This is a genomic window from Nocardioides pantholopis (assembly GCF_003710085.1).
Classification (GTDB): domain Bacteria; phylum Actinomycetota; class Actinomycetes; order Propionibacteriales; family Nocardioidaceae; genus Nocardioides; species Nocardioides pantholopis.
The window spans coordinates 1131437-1151729 of record NZ_CP033324.1; the positions used below are offsets into that span (position 1 = coordinate 1131437).

General features: G+C 73.0%; 20 protein-coding genes. 10 read left to right on the plus strand and 10 right to left on the minus strand.

The window, feature by feature from the left end:
* The first annotated feature begins 11 nt into the window (after positions 1–11).
* Together EBO35_RS05390 and EBO35_RS05395 are read left to right on the plus strand one after the other, a co-directional pair.
* The gene (locus EBO35_RS05390) at positions 12–881 is read left to right on the plus strand and encodes an IclR family transcriptional regulator (RefSeq protein ID WP_122816810.1); all 870 of its coding nucleotides are present in this window, start codon (positions 12–14) and stop codon (positions 879–881) included.
* 131 nt (positions 882–1012) lie between these two features.
* Complete coding sequence (locus tag EBO35_RS05395; protein ID WP_122816811.1) at positions 1013–2671, plus strand: alpha/beta hydrolase; 1659 nt, start codon at positions 1013–1015, stop codon at positions 2669–2671.
* A 90-nt stretch (positions 2672–2761) separates the two neighbouring features.
* Here the strand turns inward: EBO35_RS05395 and EBO35_RS05400 are convergent, their stop codons facing one another.
* From EBO35_RS05400 to EBO35_RS05425, 6 genes are all read right to left on the minus strand, one after another.
* Positions 2762–4228, minus strand: a complete 1467-nt coding sequence (locus EBO35_RS05400; RefSeq protein WP_122816812.1) for a dihydroorotase — start codon at positions 4226–4228, stop codon at positions 2762–2764.
* Positions 4225–5688, minus strand: a complete 1464-nt coding sequence (locus EBO35_RS05405; RefSeq protein ID WP_122816813.1) for an MmgE/PrpD family protein — start codon at positions 5686–5688, stop codon at positions 4225–4227. The genes EBO35_RS05400 and EBO35_RS05405 overlap by 4 nt, the downstream gene beginning before the upstream one ends.
* Positions 5685–6515 carry a cyclase family protein gene (locus tag EBO35_RS05410; protein WP_122816814.1) on the minus strand — a complete coding sequence of 277 codons (831 nt, stop codon included), beginning with the start codon at positions 6513–6515 and terminating at the stop codon, positions 5685–5687. The genes EBO35_RS05405 and EBO35_RS05410 overlap by 4 nt, the downstream gene beginning before the upstream one ends.
* 67 nt (positions 6516–6582) lie before the next feature.
* A complete protein-coding gene (locus EBO35_RS05415; RefSeq protein ID WP_241153876.1) occupies positions 6583–7803 on the minus strand; it encodes a CaiB/BaiF CoA transferase family protein in 1221 nt (406 codons plus the stop codon).
* 138 nt (positions 7804–7941) lie between these two features.
* A complete protein-coding gene (locus EBO35_RS05420; protein WP_122816815.1) occupies positions 7942–9471 on the minus strand; it encodes a class I adenylate-forming enzyme family protein in 1530 nt (509 codons plus the stop codon).
* 74 nt (positions 9472–9545) lie between these two features.
* Positions 9546–10499 carry a hydroxymethylglutaryl-CoA lyase gene (locus EBO35_RS05425; RefSeq protein WP_122816816.1) on the minus strand — a complete coding sequence of 318 codons (954 nt, stop codon included), beginning with the start codon at positions 10497–10499 and terminating at the stop codon, positions 9546–9548.
* A gap of 65 nt (positions 10500–10564) precedes the next feature.
* On the opposite strand from EBO35_RS05425, the gene EBO35_RS05430 reads away from it, so the two are divergent.
* From EBO35_RS05430 to EBO35_RS05440, 3 genes are read left to right on the plus strand one after another with little or no spacing between them, the layout of a single operon-like run.
* The gene (locus EBO35_RS05430; RefSeq protein ID WP_122816817.1) at positions 10565–11773 is read left to right on the plus strand and encodes a CaiB/BaiF CoA transferase family protein; all 1209 of its coding nucleotides are present in this window, start codon (positions 10565–10567) and stop codon (positions 11771–11773) included.
* 2 nt (positions 11774–11775) lie between these two features.
* On the plus strand, positions 11776–12474 hold the full coding sequence (locus tag EBO35_RS05435) for an isochorismatase family protein (protein WP_122816818.1): 699 nt from the start codon (positions 11776–11778) through the stop codon (positions 12472–12474).
* On the plus strand, positions 12471–13049 hold the full coding sequence (locus EBO35_RS05440) for a hypothetical protein (RefSeq protein WP_122816819.1): 579 nt from the start codon (positions 12471–12473) through the stop codon (positions 13047–13049). Before EBO35_RS05435 ends, EBO35_RS05440 begins: the two co-directional genes overlap by 4 nt.
* 196 nt (positions 13050–13245) lie before the next feature.
* Here the strand turns inward: EBO35_RS05440 and EBO35_RS05445 are convergent, their stop codons facing one another.
* Positions 13246–13830: an NUDIX hydrolase gene (locus tag EBO35_RS05445; RefSeq protein WP_122816820.1), complete on the minus strand. Its 585-nt coding sequence runs from the start codon at positions 13828–13830 to the stop codon at positions 13246–13248.
* 269 nt (positions 13831–14099) lie between these two features.
* Here EBO35_RS05445 and EBO35_RS05450 point away from each other — a divergent pair, with 269 nt between their 5' ends.
* The 5 genes from EBO35_RS05450 (at position 14100) to EBO35_RS05470 (ending at position 17809) form a co-directional block, all read left to right on the plus strand.
* Complete coding sequence (locus EBO35_RS05450; RefSeq protein WP_164477824.1) at positions 14100–15350, plus strand: HNH endonuclease signature motif containing protein; 1251 nt, start codon at positions 14100–14102, stop codon at positions 15348–15350.
* A 168-nt stretch (positions 15351–15518) separates the two neighbouring features.
* Positions 15519–15701, plus strand: a complete 183-nt coding sequence (locus EBO35_RS05455) for a hypothetical protein (RefSeq protein WP_122816822.1) — start codon at positions 15519–15521, stop codon at positions 15699–15701.
* A gap of 233 nt (positions 15702–15934) precedes the next feature.
* Positions 15935–16321: a VOC family protein gene (locus EBO35_RS05460; protein WP_122816823.1), complete on the plus strand. Its 387-nt coding sequence runs from the start codon at positions 15935–15937 to the stop codon at positions 16319–16321.
* A gap of 340 nt (positions 16322–16661) precedes the next feature.
* Positions 16662–17507, plus strand: coding sequence for a sigma-70 family RNA polymerase sigma factor (locus EBO35_RS05465; RefSeq protein WP_122816824.1), 846 nt, complete (start codon positions 16662–16664; stop codon positions 17505–17507).
* Positions 17508–17572: 65 nt separating this feature from the next.
* Positions 17573–17809: a DUF1059 domain-containing protein gene (locus EBO35_RS05470; protein ID WP_122816825.1), complete on the plus strand. Its 237-nt coding sequence runs from the start codon at positions 17573–17575 to the stop codon at positions 17807–17809.
* Positions 17810–17830: 21 nt separating this feature from the next.
* Here EBO35_RS05470 and EBO35_RS05475 read toward each other — a convergent pair whose 3' ends face one another.
* The 3 genes from EBO35_RS05475 to EBO35_RS05480 form a co-directional block, all read right to left on the minus strand.
* Positions 17831–18454: a GNAT family N-acetyltransferase gene (locus EBO35_RS05475; RefSeq protein WP_122816826.1), complete on the minus strand. Its 624-nt coding sequence runs from the start codon at positions 18452–18454 to the stop codon at positions 17831–17833.
* A 25-nt stretch (positions 18455–18479) separates the two neighbouring features.
* Positions 18480–18725: a hypothetical protein gene (locus EBO35_RS19365; RefSeq protein WP_164477825.1), complete on the minus strand. Its 246-nt coding sequence runs from the start codon at positions 18723–18725 to the stop codon at positions 18480–18482.
* 76 nt (positions 18726–18801) lie between these two features.
* Complete coding sequence (locus tag EBO35_RS05480) at positions 18802–20226, minus strand: MFS transporter (protein WP_122816827.1); 1425 nt, start codon at positions 20224–20226, stop codon at positions 18802–18804.
* Between the last annotated feature and the right edge of the window lie 67 nt (positions 20227–20293).

Below are 20293 nucleotides of genomic sequence, written 5' to 3' on the forward strand. Positions count from 1 at the left end.
GAGAGGCGACCATGACGATCTCCATCGACCCGGCGACGGTGCCGGTCCAGCCGGCGACCGCCGACGACGAGGACGGTGGCACGCCCGCCGGTCCGGGCGCCACCGGTGTCACGATCGCCACGGTGGAGCGGGCCGCGGACGTGCTCCTCGAGCTGACCCGCGCTCCGCGGGAGGGCCTCGGGGTGCCGCAGCTGGCCGCCGCCATCGGGATGTCGCGCTCGGCGACCCGCCGCACGCTCGGCTCCCTGCGGGCCAGCGGCCTCGTCGAGGTCGACGAGAGCACGCACCGCTATGTCCTGGGGGTCGGGGCGCTGCGCCTGGGCGTGAGCTACCTGAACCGCATCGACGTACGGCGGATGGCCCGGCCGGCGCTGGAGGACCTCTCCGCCGACACCGGGGAGACGGCCACGCTCTCGGTGCTGCTCGGCGAGCGCGCCCGCGTGTACGTCGACCAGGTGACCCCCGACCGGGAGGTCATCGTGTCGGTGACCCTCGACCAGCCCTACCCGCTGCACGTGGGGGCGTCCTCGCGCGCCTTCCTCGCGTACCTGCCCGAGGCCCACCTGGAGCGGCACCTCGCTCCGACGCCGCGCCGGCTCCGCTCGGGAGTGCTCGTCGACGGCCCGGACCTGCCGCAGCTGCGCCGCGACCTGGCTCAGGTCCGGGCGCGCGGCTGGGCGACCTCGACCGGGGAGCGGCAGGACGGGGCGGCGTCGGTGGCGGCCCCGGTGCTCCAGCACGACGGGCGTCCGGTCGCGGTCCTCAGCGTGTGCGGCCCCGCGGCCCGGCTGGCCGGCAGCCTGGGGGACTGCCGCGACCGGCTGCTCGCGGCGACCGGCGCCCTCTCCGCGCTGCTCGGCTGGGACTCGGGGCCGGACTGAGGTCGGGCGGGGCTGGCCCGAGAACCCGGAAGTCGGCCGACCCGAGCGGCGGACCGCGGCAGCCCCCGGACGTCGTCGGTGCGAGAATGATTCCGCCATCAGGAACATTGTTTCGAATGTGAGGCGAGCGCATGATCGAACGGCACTACGTGAATCTCCCGGGCGGCCAGCTGCACTACCGGCGGGCCGGGGAGGGGCCGCCGGTCGTGGTGCTGCACTCCTCACCGATGTCCTCCGCGGCCATGGTGCCGTGGATCGAGCGGCTCGCGGCGGACTTCACCGTCTACGCCCTCGACACCCCGGGCTACGGCCAGTCCGACCCGCTGCCCTACGGCGGCCCGGACCCGGAGATCCCGGACTACGCCCGCCGGGTGGTCGAGTTCGCCGACGCCCTCGGCCTGGACCGGTTCGTGCTCGGCGGCACCCACACCGGCTCCAAGATCGCGCTCGCCACGGCCGTGGCCGCCCCCGAGCGGGTCGCCCAGCTGGTCATGGACGGGCTGGGCCTCTACACCGTGGAGGAGATGGCCGAGCAGCTCGAGCGCTACACCCCGCCGACGGTGCCGGTCTGGCACGGCGGCCACCTGGTCGAGGCGTGGCACCGGATGCGGAACATGTGGACGTTCTGGCCCTGGTACCGCCAGGAGGGCGAGCGCCGGCTCGACGAGTCGATGCCGTCGCTGGCCGACCTGCACCTGATGACCATGGACATGCTGCGCGCCGGCCTGGACTGGGGCGTGGCCTACCGCGCGGCGTTCCGGTACGACGCGCGCGCCGCGCTGGGCGGCCTGCGGGTCCCGGCCCTGCTGATCGCCAAGCACGCCGACCCGCTCCACGAGCACCTGGACCGGCTCCGGGTCGAGGCCCCGACGATGACCGTGCACAGCGTCGGGAACGAGGAGCACCTGGACCGGCTGATGGCCGCGTTCGACCGCGACCTCGGACTGCCGGACGCCCCGCCGTCCCCGGTGGTCGAGCACGCCGGCGGCACCACCCGCCGCTACGTCACCACCGAGCACGGCGTCAGCCACGTCCGGATCGACGGCGACCCCGCCGCGCCGCCGCTGCTGCTCGTGCACGGCTCCCCGGGCTCCGCCGACAGCTTCGACGCGCTGGTCCGCGACCTGGCCGCCGACCACCTGGTGATCGCGCCCGACACGCTCGGCAACGGCTACTCGACCCCGAGCCGGGCCGAGGACCCGCGGATCGGCGACTTCGCGGACGCGACCGGCGCGGTCCTCGAGGCGCTCGGGCTCGCCGGGGTCCAGGCCTACGGCAGCCACACCGGCGCCTGCATCTCGCTGGAGCTCGCCGTCCGGCGCCCGGACCTGGTCTCCTCGGTGGTGGCCGACGGCCTGCCGGTCCTCGCGGAGGAGGAGCGCGCCGACCTGCTCGAGAACTACTTCATCTCGATGGCGCCCGAGCGGCACGGGGAGCACCTGCTCCGCGCCTGGCACACGATCCGCGACGTGATGCTCTTCTGGCCGTGGTACCGCCAGGACGCCGCGCACGTGCGGCCCACCGGCCCGGGGGAGACCGAGCACCTGCACCGGCTGGTGCTCGAGTTCCTCAAGAGCGGGCCGACGTACCAGGACTCCTACCGCGCGGCGTTCCTGTTCGAGTCCCAGGCGCGGCTGGCGGCGGCCGAGGTCCCGGTCCTGGTCTGCGCCGCCCCGGACGACATGCTGCGCCAGGGCAGCGAGGAGGCGAGCGCCGGGGAGCCTGTCACGTTCGTCGAGCTGGACCCGGCCGCCGGCCGGGGAGCGGCCTGGGCGGTGCGCCGAGCCTGAGCCCCGGCCCCGGTGGGGCCGGACGTGCGACGAGGGGGTGGTGACCGGGGATCCCGGTCACCACCCCCTCGTCGTACGAGGCGCGAACGCTCAGGCGGTGGGGCGCGAGAGGTAGCGGCCGACGGGCTCGGTGGTGACGACGCCGTCGGTCATGACCTGCTGGCCGCGCACGAAGGTGTCGGTGACCTTGGCCTTCAGCTCGGCGCCCTCGAACGGGGTGTACTCCTGGGTCGACTCCGACTCCTCGGCGCGCACCGTCCAGGTGTGGTCGGTGTCGACCAGGGCGACGTCGGCGTCCATGCCGACCTTGATCGCGCCCTTGGTCGCGCCCAGGCCGTAGCGCTCGGCGGGGTTGGTGGCTGTCAGCTCGGCGATCCGGCCGAAGGACAGGCCGCGCTTGGAGCCCTCGGTGACCATGCCGGCCAGCAGGTACTCGGCGCCGCCGAAGCCGGACTTGGCCAGGAAGACGTCGTCCTTCGGGTCGCCGAACTTCAGCTCCTCCTTGCAGCAGGCGTGGTCGGAGACGACCCAGTCGATCTTGCCGTCGAGCAGGAAGCCCCACAGCGCCTCGACGTCCTCGCGCGGGCGCAGCGGCGGGTTCACCTTGCCGCCGACGCCGTGCGCGGTGTCGCAGTCGGCGAGCAGGTGCCCGACGGTGACCTCGCGGCGGAAGTCGATGTGCGGGAAGGCGGCCGCCATCGTCAGCGCCGCCTCGACGGCCTTGCGCGAGGTCAGGTGCAGCAGGTTGATCGTCGGCAGGTCGGTCTCGTGCGCCAGGTAGGAGGCGATCGTGACCGCGAGGCCCTCGGAGTGCGGCGGGCGCGAGGCGCTGTACGCCGGGAGGCCGGTCAGCGTGCCCTCCTCCTCGACCATCTTGGTGTAGGCGCTCATGATCTCGGCGGTCTCGCAGTGCAGCGACAGCGAGATCTGGTCGGCGATCTCCGGGTTCTCCTCGCGGGCCTTCTGCACCCCGCGCATCACGAACTCGAAGTGGGCGTAGTCGTAGCGCTCGCCCTCGGGCGTCATCAGGAACGAGCTCTGGTCGGTGCTGCGCCCGTGCAGGCCGTGGCTGCCGTAGAACATGAAGACCTTGAACGACGTCACGCCGTGGTCGGTGACCAGCGACGGGATCTCGCTGATGTGCTTCTTGCTCATCGGGGCCAGGTGGTAGGCGTAGTCGATGACCGCCTTGCCGTCGGTCAGCTCGAGGACCTCGGGGAAGAAGTCGGCGTAGTCGCCGCCCTTGTTGAGGTAGTACTGGCCGGTGCGCATGTAGGACAGCGCGGTGGTGACGCCGCCCTGGGCCGACGCGCGGCTCTCGCTGACGACGTCCTCGGGCAGCGGGTTGTAGATGCCCCAGTGCTGGTGGGCGTCCACGACGCCGGGGAACGCGGTGCGGCCCCGTCCGTCGACGACGGTCTCGGCGAGCTCGGGGGAGAGGTTGGCCTCGAGGCGGGCGAACTTCCCGTCCTTGATGCCGATGTCGACGCGCTGGGGCTCGGACTCGCCGGCCAGCACGACCGCGACGTTGGTGATGATCAGGTCGAGCTCGCTCACTTGGACTCCTCAGCAGGGATCAGGGTGGACATTGCAGCCAGGGGGGCAGCCAGGGGGGCAGCCAGGGGGGACAGGACTCGGGCGACGTCGCCCGCTCCCTGGAGGTCGAGCACGTCACGGCGTACGGCGGCCGCGGCGGTGTCGGAGAGGCGCCCAGTGACGTTGTCGCTGAACTTGGTGGCCAGCTCCTCGTCGCTCAGCGGTCGTGCGGGTCCGCCCCGGTTGGTGAGGACCTCCTCGACCAGGACCTCGCCCGTGGTCGTCGTCAGCGTGACGACGGCCGGGAACTGGAACGGGTAGATCTCGTTGCAGCGCTCGTCGGCGACCACGTCGACCTTGGCCATCAGCTCCCGCCGCGCGGGATCGGTGGCCAGGGCGTCGCTGTAGTCGTCCAGCGCGGCGCCGAGCCCGCCGCCGCCGAGCAGGCCGGTGGCGAACGCGAAGGGGCCGGAGAACTGGGCCTGGTAGCCGGTCTCCGGGGTCCGCTTGACCTCGATCGGCTCGCCGATGGTGCGCACGGTGGAGCCGGCGACCCCGACGACGACCTTCGCGACCTGGTCGGGGGTGATCCCGCGCTCGCGGAAGGCCCGGCCGGCGTCGACGGTCGTGTGCGTGAAGTGGTTGGCCGGGTAGGGCTTGAAGAAGATGCCGGGGACCGACCAGTCGGAGCCGAGGCCGTCGGTGACCGCGTCGGGGAAGAACTGGCCGTGCAGCCAGGCCTGGAAGAACCCGAACCGGCCCTCGAGCACGGTCGGCGGGCCGGTGAACCCGCGCCGGACCAGCTGCGCGGCGTTCACGCCGGCCTGGGCCGCGAGGCCGCAGTGCAGCCGCTTGACGGTGCCGCCGGTGCGGTTCGCCTCGATGATGCCGGAGGCCATCGACGCGGTGAGCCCGAGGGCGTCCAGGACGCCCTGCTCGTCGAGGCCGTACGCCAGGGCGGCGGCGACCGCCGAGCCCATGGCGCCGGTGATCGAGGTGGCGTGCTGGCCGTGCTCGAAGAAGACCGAGTTGCCGAGCTCCTGGTCGTAGCCGGCCATGCCGAGCCGGACCGCCACCTCCAGGCCGACGGCGATCGCGCGGACCGTGAGCTCCCCGCTGGCGCCGGCGTGCTCGGCGGCGGCGAGCGCGGCCGGGACCACGCTGGCGCTGGGGTGCAGGACCGAGGGCAGGTGGGTGTCGTCGTAGTCCAGCGAGTGCGCGAGCACCCCGTTGGCGAACGCGGCCTGGGCAGCGGTCACCCGGGTCGGGGAGCCGACGATCGTGGCCTGCTCGTGGCCGCCCTGGTCGAGCACGTGCGCGATCGCCGCGGCGCTGGTCGGCAGCCGGTGGGCCGCGACGCACAGGCCGAGCACGTCGAGGGTGCGCTGGTGCACGCTGGCGGCGACGTCGGCCGGCACGCCGTCCTTGGCGCTGCGGACGGCGAACGCCGCGAGCTGGGCGCCGAGGGTTGGCTCGCTCATGCCCCGACCACCGCGATCGGGCGCACGGGGGAGCCGGTGGCGCCGAAGAACTTCAGCGGCGAGAGCACGAAGAGGAACTCGTGGACGCTGTCGCGGCCCATCTCCTCCAGGTCGAGTGCCTCGATGATGTAGATGCCGCGCTCGACCAGGAGCACCCGGTGCGCCGGGAGCAGCCCGTGGCCGGCGCCGGGCGCGAGCCGCTCGTAGGCGATCGTGTCCGCGCCGGTGGCGTGGATGCCGTGCCCGGCCAGCCAGGTCGCGCCCGCGGCGCCGACGCCGGGGACGCCGGTGCTCAGGCCGCGGTAGAGGTCGTTGTCGCCGTTGTCGAAGTGCTGGCCCCAGCCGCTGCGGACCAGGACCACGTCGCCCTCGCGGATCTCGGTGCCCTGCTGCTCGCAGGTGCGCTCCAGGTCCGCCACGGTGATCTCCTGGCCGGCCTCGAGCCGGCCGACGCCGAGGGCGGCGGGGACGTCGAGCAGCACGCCGCGGCGCACCATCGGGGCGATCGTGTGCGCGCCGAGCTGGACGTAGCGCCCGCCCTCGAGGGCGTCGCCGGCGTCCAGGCCGCCGTACATCTTCCCGTCCTGGGAGACGTGGGAGAGCGCGTCGATGTGGGTGCCGACGTGAGTGCCCATCGTGATCATGTCGTTGGCCGCGGATCCGCCGTCGGAGCGCACCATGTCGCCGTGCCGGCGGGGCAGGGAGTGCCAGTACGCCGGGTGGTTGGGCGACTGCGGCATGCCCACGGTCAGGGTGCGGCCCATGTCGACCACGCGCACACCCGCCGCGATCGCGGCGAGCAGCTGGTCGGTGGTGTTCTCGGTCATCTGTCCTCTTCGTTGCGGATCCGGGTCTGCCCGGGATCGGGGGTCGGCTCGGCTGGTCTGGCGGCGCTCAGCCGATGACGGCGCGGCTGCGCAGGTCGGCCAGCTCGTCGGCGGAGAGCCCGAGCTCGCCGAGCACGGTCTCGGTGTCCTCGCCGTGGGCCCGGCCGGTGAACCGGATCGAGCCGGGGGTCTCCGACATCCGCCACATCACGTTGTGCTGCAGCAGCGGGCCGAGGTCGGCGTCGTCGACCTCGGTGAGCATCTGGGTCTCGCGGATGTGGGGGTCCTCGACGATCTCCTTCGCGGAGTAGATCGGGGCGATGGCCGCGCCGGCCTCGGTGAACGCGGTGACGACCTGGTCGCGGGTGCGCGCGCCGATCCAGCCCCCGACGTACCCGTCGAGCTCGTCGGCGTGCTCGGCGCGGGTGTTGCCGGCGGCGAACCACGGCTCGTCGAGCACCTCGGGGTGGCCGACCAGGTGCATGACGCGCTCGGCGATCGCCTGCGCGCTGGTCGAGATCGCGACCCAGTGGCCGTCGGAGGTCTCGTAGGTGTTGCGCGGGGCGTTGTTCGTGGACCGGTTGCCGTGCCGCATGCCGACGACGCCGGTCTGCTGGTAGACCGTCGGGCCGGGCCCGACCGCGGTCATGATCGGGGAGAGCAGGTCCAGGTCGATGACCTGGCCCTTGCCGCCGTTGCGCTCGCGGGCCAGCAGGGCCATCGAGATCGCGGACGAGGCGGCGATGCCGCAGATCGAGTCCGCGAGGCCGAACGCCGGCAGCGTCGGGGGCCCGTCGGGCTGGCCGGTCAGGTGGGCGAAGCCGCTCATCGACTCCGCGAGCGTGCCGAAGCCGGCCCGGGAGGAGTACGGCCCGGTCTGGCCGAAGCCGGTCACCCGGGCGATCACCAGGCCGGGGTTGACCTCGTGCAGCCGGTCGGGGCCGACGCCCCACTTCTCGAGCGTGCCGGGGCGGAAGTTCTCCACCACGACGTCGGCGGTGGCCGCCAGCCGGAGGAACAGCGCGGCGCCGTCGGGGTCCTTCAGGCTCAGGCCGACCGTGCGCTTGTTGCGCGAGATCTCCTTCCACCAGATCGGGGTGCCGTCCTTGGCTGGGCCGTGACCGCGCATCCCGTCGACCTTGGTGGGGTGCTCGATCTTGATCACCTCGGCCCCGTAGTCGCCCAGGATCTGGCACGCGAGGGGGCCCGCGAGGATGGTCGAGGCGTCGATCACCTTGATGCCGTCGAGCGGTCCTGCGGTCACGAGCTCCTCCTGCATCTGTTCCATGTTGTGGAACGGTATTCCAATTCTGCTCAGAATAGGGCGGGATGGCGCACGAGCGCCAGTGCCCGGCGTCCCCGCGTCGGCCCAGTTCCGCGGATCGGACGCCGGCGACGGCGCGGGCCGACCCGGGCGGGCCCGTGGTCAGCCGGGGGTCAGCTCCCGCTTGACGACCTTCCCGCCGGCGTTGCGGGGCAGCGCCGCGGCGCCGTACCAACGCCGCGGGACCTTGTAGCCGGCCAGCTGCCCGCGGCAGTGCGCCTCCAGGCCCACCGCGTCCAGCTCGAAGCCGGGACGCAGCACCACATGGGCGGCCACGGTCTCGCCCCAGCGCTCGTCGGGCTCGCCGACGACAGCGGCCTCGACCACGGCGGGGTGCTGGGCCAGCACCTCCTCGACCTCGCGCGGGTAGACGTTCGTCCCGCCGGAGATGATCAGGTCCTTCTTGCGGTCCACGATCGAGATGAAGCCCGCCTCGTCGGCGACCGCGATGTCCCCGCAGGTCACGAAGCCGTCCTCGGTCGTGCAGGCGGCTGTCGCCTCCGGGTCGTCGAGGTAGCCGTTCATCAGGTACGGCGAGCGGCTGAACAGCTCGCCGGGGGTGCCGGCCGGCACCGGGATCCCCGCGTCGTCGACGATCCGCACCTCGGTGAGGTACCAGGGGTGGCCCACCGAACCCGGCTTCGCACGCATCTGCGCGGGGCGCAGGTTCGTGATGATCCCGGACTCGGTGGAGCCGTAGAGCTCGTGCACGCCGCAGGCGGGGAACGTGTCCATCACCCACTGCTTGAGCGCCCACGGCAGCGCGGCGGCGTTGAAGTAGAGCGTGTCGAGGCACTTCAGGTCGCGCCGGGCGATCGCGTCCGGTCCCAGGGCCCGCAGGGCGTGCGCGTGGGTGGGGATGAGGAACGCCGACTGGACCCGGTCGCGCTCGACCAGGTCGAGGAACGCCTCGGCGTCCCAGCGGCGCAGCATCGTGACGGTGCCGCCGGTGAAGACCGGAGCGTAGCCGAACGCGAACCCGGCCCCGTGGTACATCGGGGCGACGGCCGCGGAGACCCGCCCCGCGCCCAGGCCCCACTCCAGGGCGCTCATCGAGAAGGTCAGCACCCGGCTGCGGTGGGAGATCAGCACGCCCTTGGGGCGCCCGGTGGTGCCGGAGGTGTAGGTGATGCAGAACGGGTCCTGCTCGGCGACCTCGGTCAGCGGGTCGTCCGCGGGGGCCGCGGCGAGCGCCTCCTCGTACGCCGGACCCAGGGTGGTGCCGTCGAGGACCAGGCAGGGCAGCGCGCGGTCGCGCACGGTGTCGTCGACGATCGGCGCGAGCAGGTCGTCGAGCACGACCGCCCGGGCGTCGCTGTGCTCGAGGATGTAGCGCGCCTCCGGCGGGGTGAGCCGGGGGTTGAGCGGCACCATCACCAGGCCCGCCTTCGCGATGCCGGCGGCGACCTCGGGATACTCCAGCCGGTTGCCGAGCAGCACGGCGACCCGGTCGCCGCGGGCGAGCCCGGTGCCGAGCAGGTGCTGGGCGAGCCGGCTGGCGCGCTCGTCGAGGTCGGCGAAGCTCAGCGTCCGGTCGCCGTCGATCACCGCGGTCCCGGACGGCGTGGCCGCGGCGAACTCGCGCACGCCGGCCACGATCGAGAGGGGCGCGCCGCCGGGGTTGATCGCCATCTGGTTCTCCTGCTCGGTGGGTGCCGGGGTCGGCGGGTGCCGGGGTGGGCTGCCGGGGGGACGGGTGCCGGCTCTCAGCCGAGGGCGGAGCCGAACCAGCCGGCCCGGCCCAGCATCGCCGGGGCCCGGTCCAGCCCGAGCTGCTCGGAGATCCAGGTGCCGGTCGCCGCGACGGCCGCCGGGTCGATGCCGGTCGGCAGGCCGGAGCGGTGCAGGAGGTAGAGCAGGTCCTCGGTCGCGATGTTGCCGGTGGCGCCGGGCGCGAACGGACAGCCGCCGATGCCGCCAGCGGAGGCGTCGAGCACGCCGACGCCGGCGTCGATCGCGGCCAGGGCGTTGGCGTAGCCGGTGTTGCGGGTGTTGTGGAAGTGGGCGCGCAGCGGAACCTCGGGCGCCAGCGCGCGCAGCCCGCCGACGATCGCGGTGACCTGGCGGGGGACGCCCACCCCGATGGTGTCGGCGATCGCGAGCTCGTCCGGTCCGCCGTCCAGGCAGCCCTTGGCCACCTCGAGCACCCGCTCGGTGGACACCTCGCCGTCGAAGGGGCAGCCGAACGCGGCCGCGATGATCACGCTCGCCTTCATCCCGGCGGCCCGCGCGTCGGCGGCGATCGTGTGCCAGGCCTCGATCTGCGCAGCGGTGTCCGCGCCCTGGTTCCTCAGGGCCAGGCCGTCGGAGGCGACCACGACCGCGGTGATCTCGTCGCAGCCGGCCGCGACCGCGCGCTCCAGACCCTTGCGGTTGAGCACCAGGCCGATCGCGGTGAGGCGCGGGTCGCCGACCACCTCGGCCAGCAGCGCCTCGGCGTCGGCCATCTGCGGCACCCGGTCCGGGCGCGCGAACGCGGTGACCTCGATGCGGCGCAGGCCGGCGTCCAGGCTGCGGCGTACCAGCTCGGCCTTGACGTCGGTCGGTAGCACCCGCGCCTCGTTCTGCAGACCGTCGCGCGGGGCGACCTCGACGATCTCGACAGCGGGGACGAGGCTCGGAACGTCTGCGGCGGGGGAGCCGGGCTCGTCAGGGCTCACGGGGTACCGTCCAAACTTGTCGGGGGCAGTGCGACGCCCAGGATATCGGATATACGATCAGCCGCATGACGAGTTCCGAGACCGGGTCCGGCCCCCTCCGCGGGGTGCGCGTCCTCGAGGCCGGCCAGCTGCTCGCCGGCCCGTTCGCCGCCACGCTGATGGGCGACCAGGGCGCCGACGTGATCAAGATCGAGGCGCCCGGCACCGGCGACCCGATGCGTCAGTGGGGCCGCACCGACGGCAAGTCGCTGTGGTGGCCCGTGGTGGGCCGCAACAAGCGCGCGGTGACGCTGAACCTGCGCGAGGTCGAGGGTCAGGAGCTCTTCCTCGAGCTGGTCAAGCAGGCCGACATCGTGGTCGAGAACTTCCGCGCCGGCACGTTGGAGAAGTGGAACCTCTCCTACGAGCGGCTCAAGGAGGTCAACCCCGGGATCATCCTGGTGCGGGTCAGCGGCTACGGCCAGACCGGCCCGTACTCCGAGCGCGCCGGCTATGGCTCGATCGGCGAGGCGATGGGCGGGCTGCGCTACGTCCTCGGCGACCCCGACCGGCAGCCGGCCCGCGCGGGCATCTCGATCGGCGACTCGCTGGCCGCCATGCATGCCACCGTCGGCGCACTGTCCGCCCTGCAGCACCGCCACCTGACCGGTGAGGGCCAGGTCGTCGACAGCGCGATCTACGAGGCGGTCCTCGCGATGATGGAGAGCCTGGTCACCGAGTGGGACGCCGCGGGCTACCAGCGCGAGCGCACCGGCGCGATCCTGCCGAACGTCGCGCCCAGCAACGTCTACCCGACCAGCGACGGGCAGCTGATCCTGATCGCTGCCAACCAGGACTCGGTCTTCACCCGGCTGGCCGCCGCCATGGGCCGGCCCGAGTGGTCGGCGCCGGGCCACGAGTACTCCACCCACGTGGGCCGGGGCCGCGCGCAGACAGTGCTCGACGAGCTCATCTCGGAGTGGACCGCGACGGTGCCGGCCGAGAAGCTCCTCGAGCTGATGAACGACGGCGGCGTCCCCGCCGGTCGCATCTACAAGGCCGCGGACATGCTCGAGGACCCGCACTTCCAGGCCCGCGAGGCCATCGTGCGGGTCCCGGACCCGCACTTCGGGTCCCTGGCCATGCAGAACGTGGTGCCCAAGCTCTCCGCCACCCCGGGCTCGGTCCGCTGGTCCGGCCCCGAGATGGGCCAGCACAACGACGAGGTCTACGGCGAGCTGCTCGGCCTCTCCGTCGAGCGGCGCGCCGAGCTCGCCGAGCGCGGCGTGATCTGACCATGGCCGCCGAGCGCTCCGAGGACTACACCTCCGCCGGCTTCCTGGGCCGCGTCGGCTCGGGCAGCGCCCCGGCCGTCGTCGTCGTGGACGTGTGCCGGGCCTACCTCGAGGGCGGCCCGCTGACCGACGAGGGCGGCCGCTTCGAGGCGGCGCGGGTCAGCGCAGAGCGGGTCGTGGCCGCCGCCCGCGAGGCCGGGCACCCGGTGCTCTTCACCGAGGTGCGGATCGCCGCCGGCGGCGCGGACGCCGGCTGGTTCGCCGTCAAGGTCCCCGGTCTGACCGCCTTCGAGCCGGGCTCGCCCTGGGCCGAGCCGCCCGCGGCGCCGGCGCCGCTGTCGGGCGAGGTGGTCGTCACCAAGCAGTACGCCTCGGGGTTCTTCGGCACCTCCCTGGCCTCCACCCTGCGCGCGCTGGGGGTCGACACCACCTACGTCCTGGGCTTCTCCACGAGCGGCTGCGTGCGGGCCACCGCGCTCGACGCGCTCCAGCACGGCTTCCGCCCGCTCGTCGTGCGGGAGGCCTGCGGCGACCGGGACGCGACCACGCACGAGCAGAACCTGTTCGACCTCGACGCCAAGTACGCCGACGTCGTCTCCGAGGAGGAGGCGCTCGAGCTGCTCCGCGCCACGCCAGCCGCCCCTGGTCGCGGCACTCCGCCCGCCCCCGGCCGGGGCACTCCGACGAAGGGAACCGCATGAGCGTCATCGACCTCGATTCGCCCGACCTGGCCTGGGGCCACCACCCCGTCGCCGGCGCCGAGGTGCCCGCCGGAATGGTGATGCTGCACGCGGATCCCGAGCGCCCCTACCGGGCCGTGCTCGTCGGCTTCCCGTCCGGCTGGCGTCGCGACGCCACCGGCAACCAGCCCGCGGGGGAGGAGATGGTCGTCATCTCCGGCGCCCTGCACATCAGCGGTCGCACCTGCAGCACCGGCGAGCTCCTGGTCGCCGAGCCGCACGCGACCCGGGCTGCGACCTCCACCGACGACGACACCCGTGCGGTCGTGTGGTTCACCGGCCAGCCCGGCGGCTGGGCCGAGGGCCCGGCGTCCGAGCCGGGCGCCCTGGACGTGGTCGTCCTGGAGCCGGGGGCCGTGCGCGGCCCGCGCGCCGCCTTCCCGGGCTCGGTCGAGGTCCGCACCGACGTCGTGGGGGAGACCTTCGACTGCGCCGCCGACCTGGTGTGGCCCGACAGCCGCAAGTACGCCCACCTGCCGGCCGGCACCCCCGCCCCCGCCATCGCGGGCCGGGTCGTCGTCCGGCTCTGGGACTGACCGGCGCCGCCCGCCGGGTCGGGTGACGTGCTGACCTGCTGACTGGGCGGGTCGGTGCGGGTGAGCGGCCGGGTGGCTGCGGGTGAGCGGTGAGCCTGCCACCGTTTTGAACTGCCGCCAGGGTGCCGGCGGTGAGCCTGCCACGGTTCGGGTGCGCCGAAGGGTGGCCAGCTCACCGCTGACCGGACCACCCGGCTCAGGCCGGAACTGTCGACTCCTCGACCTGTCCGCCGTCCAGAGGCGGCGGTGCCGGGTCGCCGGCGGCGGCGGATGCACGGCGTACCTCGGCCTCGGCCCAGAGGTCGAGGACGGCCGCGGGCCAGATCTCCGCGCCGGTGCCGGCGATCTCGTCCCTGCTCCACCAGCGGTGCTCGGTCATCGTGATCCGCTCCTCGGGCGTGTGACCGGCGTCGGAGACCTCGAAGGCCGGCACCCAGACTGCGTAGAAGACGTCCTCCTGGTCCAGGACGACGTCGGTGTAGCCGTGCACGACCCGCCGAACGAGGACGGGGCCGACCATCTGGGACGGCGCGACGGCGAGGCCGGTCTCCTCCTCGAGCTCGCGTACGGCGGCCGCCAGGTCACTCTCGCCGGGATCCACGCCGCCGCCGGGGGTGATCCACCACCGCGACCCGGGCAGCCCGGGGTCGGTGTCGCCGAAGAGCAGCAGCCGGTCCCGGTCGTCGACGACGAGGACCCGCGCGGTCCGGCGTACGCGGCGCGGACGCTCGGCGGCGGGCACGGGGACGAGGGTGCGCGCGGGCTCGGTCGGGTTGGTCACCTGCCCAGCCTGCCCTCTCGGGCGACGGTCCGGGGAATCAGTGGTTCATCCGCCGGGAGTGGCGAGCCGGCGGGGCCTGGGTCGCCCGGTGAACGGCGGCTCTCGTAGCCAATGAAGAACGTCGAATGCCACGTGTTTCTACGCCGAGCAAGTTATCCACAGATCCTAAATATCCCAACGCGGCCCTATTCCTCGGAATCGAACAGATGCACGATTGCGGCAGTGGCAGAGGTTGCCGCAGGGGACTTCCGGGGGCTGCGATGGCGGAGATGGTTCACCCGTTGCTGGCGGGCGCCGCGTCGATCGAGGACGTCCTGGACAAGCTCGTGGACCTGGAGCCGGTCTTCCTGCCGGTGACGGAGAAGCGTGAGGCGCTGATGGCGCTGGCGCGGTTGTCCTCGCGCGTCGAGGCTCTGCAGGCGAAGCTGATCGCCTGTGCCGAGGACGTCGCCGATGCCGAGGGGCACCGCGACGTGGCGGGGTGGCTGGCACACCGGACCCACGCCTCGGGAGTGGCGGCCCGGCGGGCTCAGCGGCTCGGGGTCGCGTGCGACCGCCGCTGGCAGCGTCTCGGCGGAGCGCTGCTCGCCGGGCAGGTGAACGTGGACCAGGGCCACGTGATCGCGGGCGCGCTCGACGACCTGGCCTCGGCTGCCGCGCTGGTGGAGATCGGCGCCGAGGAGTGGGGACACGTCCTGGCCTTGGCGGAGGCGCACCTGGTCGAGCAGGCGGCGCACTTCGGGCCGCGTGAGCTGCGGCGCCTCGGGGAGCGGATCCTGGAGGTGGTCGCGCCGGAGCTGGCCGAGCAGGTGGAGGCGGACCAGCTCGCCGACGCCGAGCGCCGCGCCCGTCGGCGTACGTCGCTGCGCATCCAGCACCTCGGCGACGGGACCGCGCTGATCAGGGCGCGGCTGCCGGAGGCCGTCGCGCTGCGCCTCAAGACCTCGCTGGAGGCGTTCACGAGCCCGCGCCGGGCAGACGGGCGCTGTGCGAGGGACGGGGAGACCGTCCCGTACGAGCGGCGCATGGGGGAGGCGTTCTGCTCACTGCTCGAGGCCCTGGACCCGGCCCGGCTGCCGCTGCACGGCGGCGACGCCACGACGATGATGATCACGATGGACCTCGAGGCGCTGACCACCGGCCTGGGGACCGCCACGCTCGCGGACGGGTCCCGGATCACGGCCGGCGAGGCGCGTCGGATGGCGTGCACGGCGAACCTCGTCCCGGCCGTCCTGGGGACCCGGTCGGTGCCGCTCGACCTGGGCCACACGGCCCGGCTGTTCACCCCGGCGCAGCGCAAGGCGCTGGCCCTGCGGGACCGGGAATGTCGCGCCGACGGATGCTCGATCCCCGCGACCTGGTGCGAGGCACATCATCTGCAGCCCTGGCTCCTCGGCGGGCGGACCGACCTCGCGAACGGGGTCCTGCTCTGCTCCCGGCACCACCATCTGGTCCACGACGACCGCTATCTCCACGACCGCCTGCCGAACGGCGATATTCGGTTCGCTCGCCGCAGCTAAGCCGTAATTGCGAATTGCTGAGCAATGCGCGCGCAAACGGGTAGGCGTCCCGGCGTGCTCCTCGCGCGGTCCGCCGTATCTGGCGGGCGCAAGAAGGACGGCGTTCCGCGTACAGGTCGAAGTTCGACAAACGTGCCGCGCCGGTCACCACGCACGTACCTTGGGCCCATGCAGCCCGAGTCAGTCGCCACGATCATCTACTTCGTGGTCCTCGCGCTGATGTCGACCTGGGCGTTGTTCTGGGTCATCCGTCTGGCCGTGCGTTACGGGATGAGCGACGCGCTCCGCATGAACCAGGATCTGCTTCGCAACGACACCGAAGCGCGTGCAGGGGATCCAGCCCGGACGTGACCGCCCGGATCTGGCGCCGTGCGGGCGGCCGTACGGATCTATCGCGATGCGCTCACCCCTGCCGAGATCCGGATGGCGGGATACGTGGGTGAGATGGCCCTCAGGCGGCGGATGCTGGCCCTTGCCGACGAAGAGCAACGGCGGCGCGGGTTGTTCGCCGGGTAGACAGAATTCGATTGCAACGCGATCGTCGGGGCACATGATGCGTCACCAGCGTGCAGCGAAGGAGCCTCATGGAGCGGGTCACCGGCATCGGCGGGGTGTTCTTCAGAGCAGAGGATCCCAGCAAGCTCACGGCTTGGTATGCCGAGCATCTGGGCGTCGACCCGCCGCCGCTGTCGTATGAGACCTCGCCTTGGTGGCAACAGCCAGGACCGACCGTGTTTGCCGCCATGCCCGCCGACTCAGAGCACTTCGGCGCCGCAGCGAACTCCTGGTCGATCAACTTTCGGGTCGTCGACCTCGACGCCATGGTGCGCCAACTGCGTGAGGCGGGAATCGAGGTGGATGTCGACACTGAGGAGTACCCAAACGGTCGGTTCGCCGGGCTTCGCGATCCGGAGGGCAACGGGATCCAGCTCTGGCAACCCGCGGGAGCCGACCTGCGCGGTTCCCCATGAGGCGGCCGCGCTGACCCATCCCGCACTTGCATCACGCCGGGTGAGGACCCCCAACTTGGACGCACGCACTGCTGCAGATCTGAGATGACTGCTCCACCACCCTCCCGTCTCGTCAGCCGATGAACCCAGCATCGTCGACGCCGAGGATCACCGCCTCCGGCGTCGCTCGGCTTCGGCTGTGGTCCCTGTGGGTGCAGCAGCCGATGGAGGCCCGCCGGGCTGGCTGAGCGATCGCCGGCGCCTCTACCTGTCCGACGGCGGTCCCGCCGCCGAGCCTGGTCACACCCGGCTCGGCCAGTGCGTCGGACGGGTGACCGGCACAGGTGGAAGGGTGGGACACGTGGACCAGACGGACCTGTTCGAGGCCGAGCGACCCCGGCTGGTGGGGATAGCGAGCCGGGTGCTGGGGGACCATGCGGAGGCCGAGGACATCGTGCAGCAGGCCTGGCTGCGGCTGCACGGGACGCAGGCCGAGATCGAGAACCTGCCGGCCTGGCTCACGACCGTGACCACGCGCCTGTGCCTGGACCGGCTGCGCTCGCGCACCCCGGAGCCCGTCGAGGCCGCCGACCACCTCGAGGCGGGGCAGGCCGCGGGTGACCCGGCCGAGGACGCGGCCCTGGCCGACACCGTCGGCCTTGCCCTCCACGTCGTGCTGGACCGGCTCTCCCCGCGAGAGCGGGTCGCCTTCGTGCTCCACGACAGCTTCGCGTTCGAGTTCGCGACGATCGCGGCGGTGCTGGACACCACCCCGGCGGCCGCGCGCAAGCTCGCCTCACGGGCCCGGGCGAAGGTCGCCCAGCCCGCGCCCGAGGACCCGCTGGCCGACTGGGAGGTCGTCGACGCCTTCCTGGCTGCCGCGCGGACCGGCGACCTCGACCGGCTGCTGCGGTTGCTCGCTCCCGACGCCCTGGTGAGCGCCGACGAGGCGGCGCTGCGGGCCGGGACCCCCGAGCGGATCGCGGGCCGCGGCGAGGTGGCGGCGTTCTTCGACGGCAGTGCCCAGTCGGCCCTCCCGGTCTTCGTCGGCGACCGGCCGGGCGCGGCCTGGTTCCACCTCGGCGCCGCCAAGGTCGTCTTCGACTTCACCGTCGAGGGCGGCCTCGTCCGGTCGATCACCTTCCGGGCCGCCCCCGACGTGCTCTCCCAGGTCGTACGCCGCGCCGGTGCCGCGCGGCGCGGCTGAGCCGGTCACATCCGGCCCGCCCCGATCGTCAAGGAAGTGACCCACCACCACACGAGGAGACCACCATGAAGACCATGACCTGTCGGGCCCTGGGCGGCCCCTGCGACCTCGAGCACCGCGGCGAGACCGCCGACGACGTCATCAACGCCCAGGACCGCCACCTCAAGGAGGCGGAGCGGGCCGGTGACGCGACCCACCAGGAGGCCCGCGACGCCATGAAGGGCCGCTGGCGCCACCCCAAGAAGTCGCTGGGGTGGTACCGCGACATGAAGCATGCCTTCGCCGCCCTGCCCGAGGAATGAGCCCCGACCGGCCCCGGCCGGCTACTCGCCGGCGCCCGGTCGGTGCCGCTCGACCTCGGCCACACGACCCGGCTGTTCACGCCCGCGCAGCGCAGGGCGCTGGCCCTGCGCGCCCGGGAGACGCGCATACAGACACGCATCCCGCCGTACGCCGTTCACTGGCGCGAAGGACCGCATCAGCCCCTCCCGTTCGAACCCGGCTCGCTCGGCAACGCGGATCGAGCCGACGTTCCCTGGCTCGATGTATGCCTCGAGCCGGGCCACGTTGCCCGCGCTGAGCAGCCAGGTGGCTGCAGCGGTCACCGCCTCGGAGGTGACGCCGCTTCGGCGACTGTCGCGATGAGCCCAGTAGCCGATGGAGGCGCGCCCGGCCGACTGAGCGGTCCACAGTGCTCCGACATACCCGAGAGCAGGTCCGCCCCCGACCGTGATCGCCCAAGCCCACCCGGTTCCTGCTTCGCAGCGGCCGCGCTGGCTGGCGATGAAGGCACGCGCGCTGGCCGGGCCGAGCTGGTTCGGAACCTCACTGACCAGTGGGATCAGGGGGTCCGAGGCGAGCGACAGCACGACGTTCAGATCGCCGTCCTCCCAAGGGCGCAGCGTCACGCGTTCACCGCGAAGGACCGGCGCCAGCGCGCCTGTCATGCCCTGGCTGGACTCGGGCGGGTGCTCAAAGCCCGCCCCGTCGGTGCAGGTCCATGCCCCAGGCGACGCCCTGGGCCACGGCGCCGACCAGCAGGAAGGCGGCACCGACGGCGAAGGACGCCCATCCGAGCGCCAGCGGGCCGTTGTCGGTGACCATCCACAGGCCGGCGAACACCAGCACCACCCCGGGGACCAATGCCGCGCTCGGCGAGCTCGGTGCCCCCTGGGGGACGGTCTGGGACTTCCTCGAGGGACCTGCGGATTCAGCCACGGGGGAAACTCTCGCACGTCCGCCGACCGGGTTCCGGCGATCGGCGCCAGTCGCCACGCCGCAGCCCCCGGGCCGGCTACTCGACCTCGCCGGCGCCCGCCGGACCGACCTGCGCCCGGGCGGCGTCGTCCTCGAAGGTGTCGCGGATCCACAGCAGCGCCAGCACCGCTGCGAACATGGCCGGGACCAGCACCAGCATGGCCAGGGCGAGCGGCTCGCCGTCGTAGCTGGTGGCGCCGACGATGTCCGAGGTCAGCCCGATCAGGAACGGGCCGAGGGCGCCGCCGAGCGTGACCAGGAACGTCAGCAGCGCGAAGCCCATGCCGCGCCGGTGCGCCGGGACGACGTCGGCCGAGGCGGCGGTGAGGTTCGGGATGGCGGCCGCGAAGCCGGCGCACGCGACAGCGATCAGCGTCACCCGGACCGGCAGTCCGGGCACGAGGACGGCACCGGTGAGGCCGACGGCGCCGACGAGCAGGAACCAGGTGGCGACCTTGATCCGCCAGCCGGGGCGGACGCCGTGGTGGCGGTCGCCCATCCGGCTGCCGAGGATGATGCCGATCACGATGCCGGTGCCGCCGACGCCGCCGGCGAGGCCGGACGCGGCGTCGTAGCCGAGGTCCTCGGTGCGCTCCAGGAACGTGGGCAGCCAGTAGAACAGCCCGGCCACCCCGAGGGAGAGCAGCGCCTGGCCGAGGATGATGCCCTTGAGGGTCTTGACCTTGAGCAGCTCGCGCGCGGAGGCGAGCAGCGAGGCGGTGTCGGTCAGGGCGACGTGCCCGCCCTCGGGGTCGACCGACCCGGTGCGCAGGCGGTCCATCTGGTCCCCGAGGCCGCGCATCGGCTCCTTGACAGTCAGCACCAGGACGGCGACGAGCAGGCCGGGGATCGCGGCGATGAAGAAGACCGCGCGCCAGTCCAGCGCCTCGGCGATGGCGCCGCCGAGGATGACGCCGGTCGGCAGGCCCATGTAGTAGCCGGCCCGCTCGAAGCCGTACGCCTTGCCGCGGCTGCGGGCGGGGTAGTAGTCGGCGAGCAGGCTGGAGGCCGGCGGGTTGTAGAGCTGGCCGGCGGCGCCGATGAGGACGCGGACGGCGAAGAACATCACGAAGGTGGTGGCGATGCCGCTGAGCACCGAGCAGATCGACCACACCAGGACGACGACAGCGATCGTCACGACGCGGGGTGCCCGGTCGGCCAGCCGGCCGGCCGGCAGGAGCAGCAGCGCGGCGGCGATGCTGGCAGCGGTCGGGATCGCGCCGCCCACCGTGTCGCTGAAGCCGAAGTGGTCCTGGATGGCCGGCAGCGCGCCGGAGATCAGGTTGATCTCGACCCGGTCGATGAAGGCCACCAGGGCCACCACGATCGCCGGCCACCAGCCCAGCGGCGCGGGCTTGGAGAGATCGACCGCCTGCGCCGGGCGCTTCGGAAAGACTGTCATCTCCACCGTCGACGCCGACGGGGGCGGCTCCGGAGGGGCGACGTCGTAGGTGTCGGTCATGAGATGTGCTCCTGCCGCGGGACCGGATGTGTCAGGCTGTGACGTACATCGTACAAGATATATTCAG

Excerpts from the sequence above, each read along its gene's own strand:
- EBO35_RS05390 (WP_122816810.1), top strand. The coding sequence starts at position 12 with ATGACGATCTCCATCGACCCGGCGACGGTGCCGGTCCAGCCGGCGACC.
- EBO35_RS05395 (WP_122816811.1), top strand. The coding sequence starts at position 1,013 with ATGATCGAACGGCACTACGTGAATCTCCCGGGCGGCCAGCTGCACTAC.
- EBO35_RS05405 (WP_122816813.1), bottom strand. The coding sequence starts at position 5,688 with ATGAGCGAGCCAACCCTCGGCGCCCAGCTCGCGGCGTTCGCCGTCCGC.
- EBO35_RS05410 (WP_122816814.1), bottom strand. The coding sequence starts at position 6,515 with ATGACCGAGAACACCACCGACCAGCTGCTCGCCGCGATCGCGGCGGGT.
- EBO35_RS05415 (WP_241153876.1), bottom strand. The coding sequence starts at position 7,803 with ATGGAACAGATGCAGGAGGAGCTCGTGACCGCAGGACCGCTCGACGGC.
- EBO35_RS05420 (WP_122816815.1), bottom strand. The coding sequence starts at position 9,471 with ATGGCGATCAACCCCGGCGGCGCGCCCCTCTCGATCGTGGCCGGCGTG.
- EBO35_RS05430 (WP_122816817.1), top strand. The coding sequence starts at position 10,565 with ATGACGAGTTCCGAGACCGGGTCCGGCCCCCTCCGCGGGGTGCGCGTC.
- EBO35_RS05435 (WP_122816818.1), top strand. The coding sequence starts at position 11,776 with ATGGCCGCCGAGCGCTCCGAGGACTACACCTCCGCCGGCTTCCTGGGC.
- EBO35_RS05440 (WP_122816819.1), top strand. The coding sequence starts at position 12,471 with ATGAGCGTCATCGACCTCGATTCGCCCGACCTGGCCTGGGGCCACCAC.
- EBO35_RS05450 (WP_164477824.1), top strand. The coding sequence starts at position 14,100 with ATGGTTCACCCGTTGCTGGCGGGCGCCGCGTCGATCGAGGACGTCCTG.
- EBO35_RS05455 (WP_122816822.1), top strand. The coding sequence starts at position 15,519 with ATGCAGCCCGAGTCAGTCGCCACGATCATCTACTTCGTGGTCCTCGCG.
- EBO35_RS05460 (WP_122816823.1), top strand. The coding sequence starts at position 15,935 with ATGGAGCGGGTCACCGGCATCGGCGGGGTGTTCTTCAGAGCAGAGGAT.
- EBO35_RS05470 (WP_122816825.1), top strand. The coding sequence starts at position 17,573 with ATGAAGACCATGACCTGTCGGGCCCTGGGCGGCCCCTGCGACCTCGAG.
- EBO35_RS05475 (WP_122816826.1), bottom strand. The coding sequence starts at position 18,454 with ATGACAGGCGCGCTGGCGCCGGTCCTTCGCGGTGAACGCGTGACGCTG.
- EBO35_RS05480 (WP_122816827.1), bottom strand. The coding sequence starts at position 20,226 with ATGACCGACACCTACGACGTCGCCCCTCCGGAGCCGCCCCCGTCGGCG.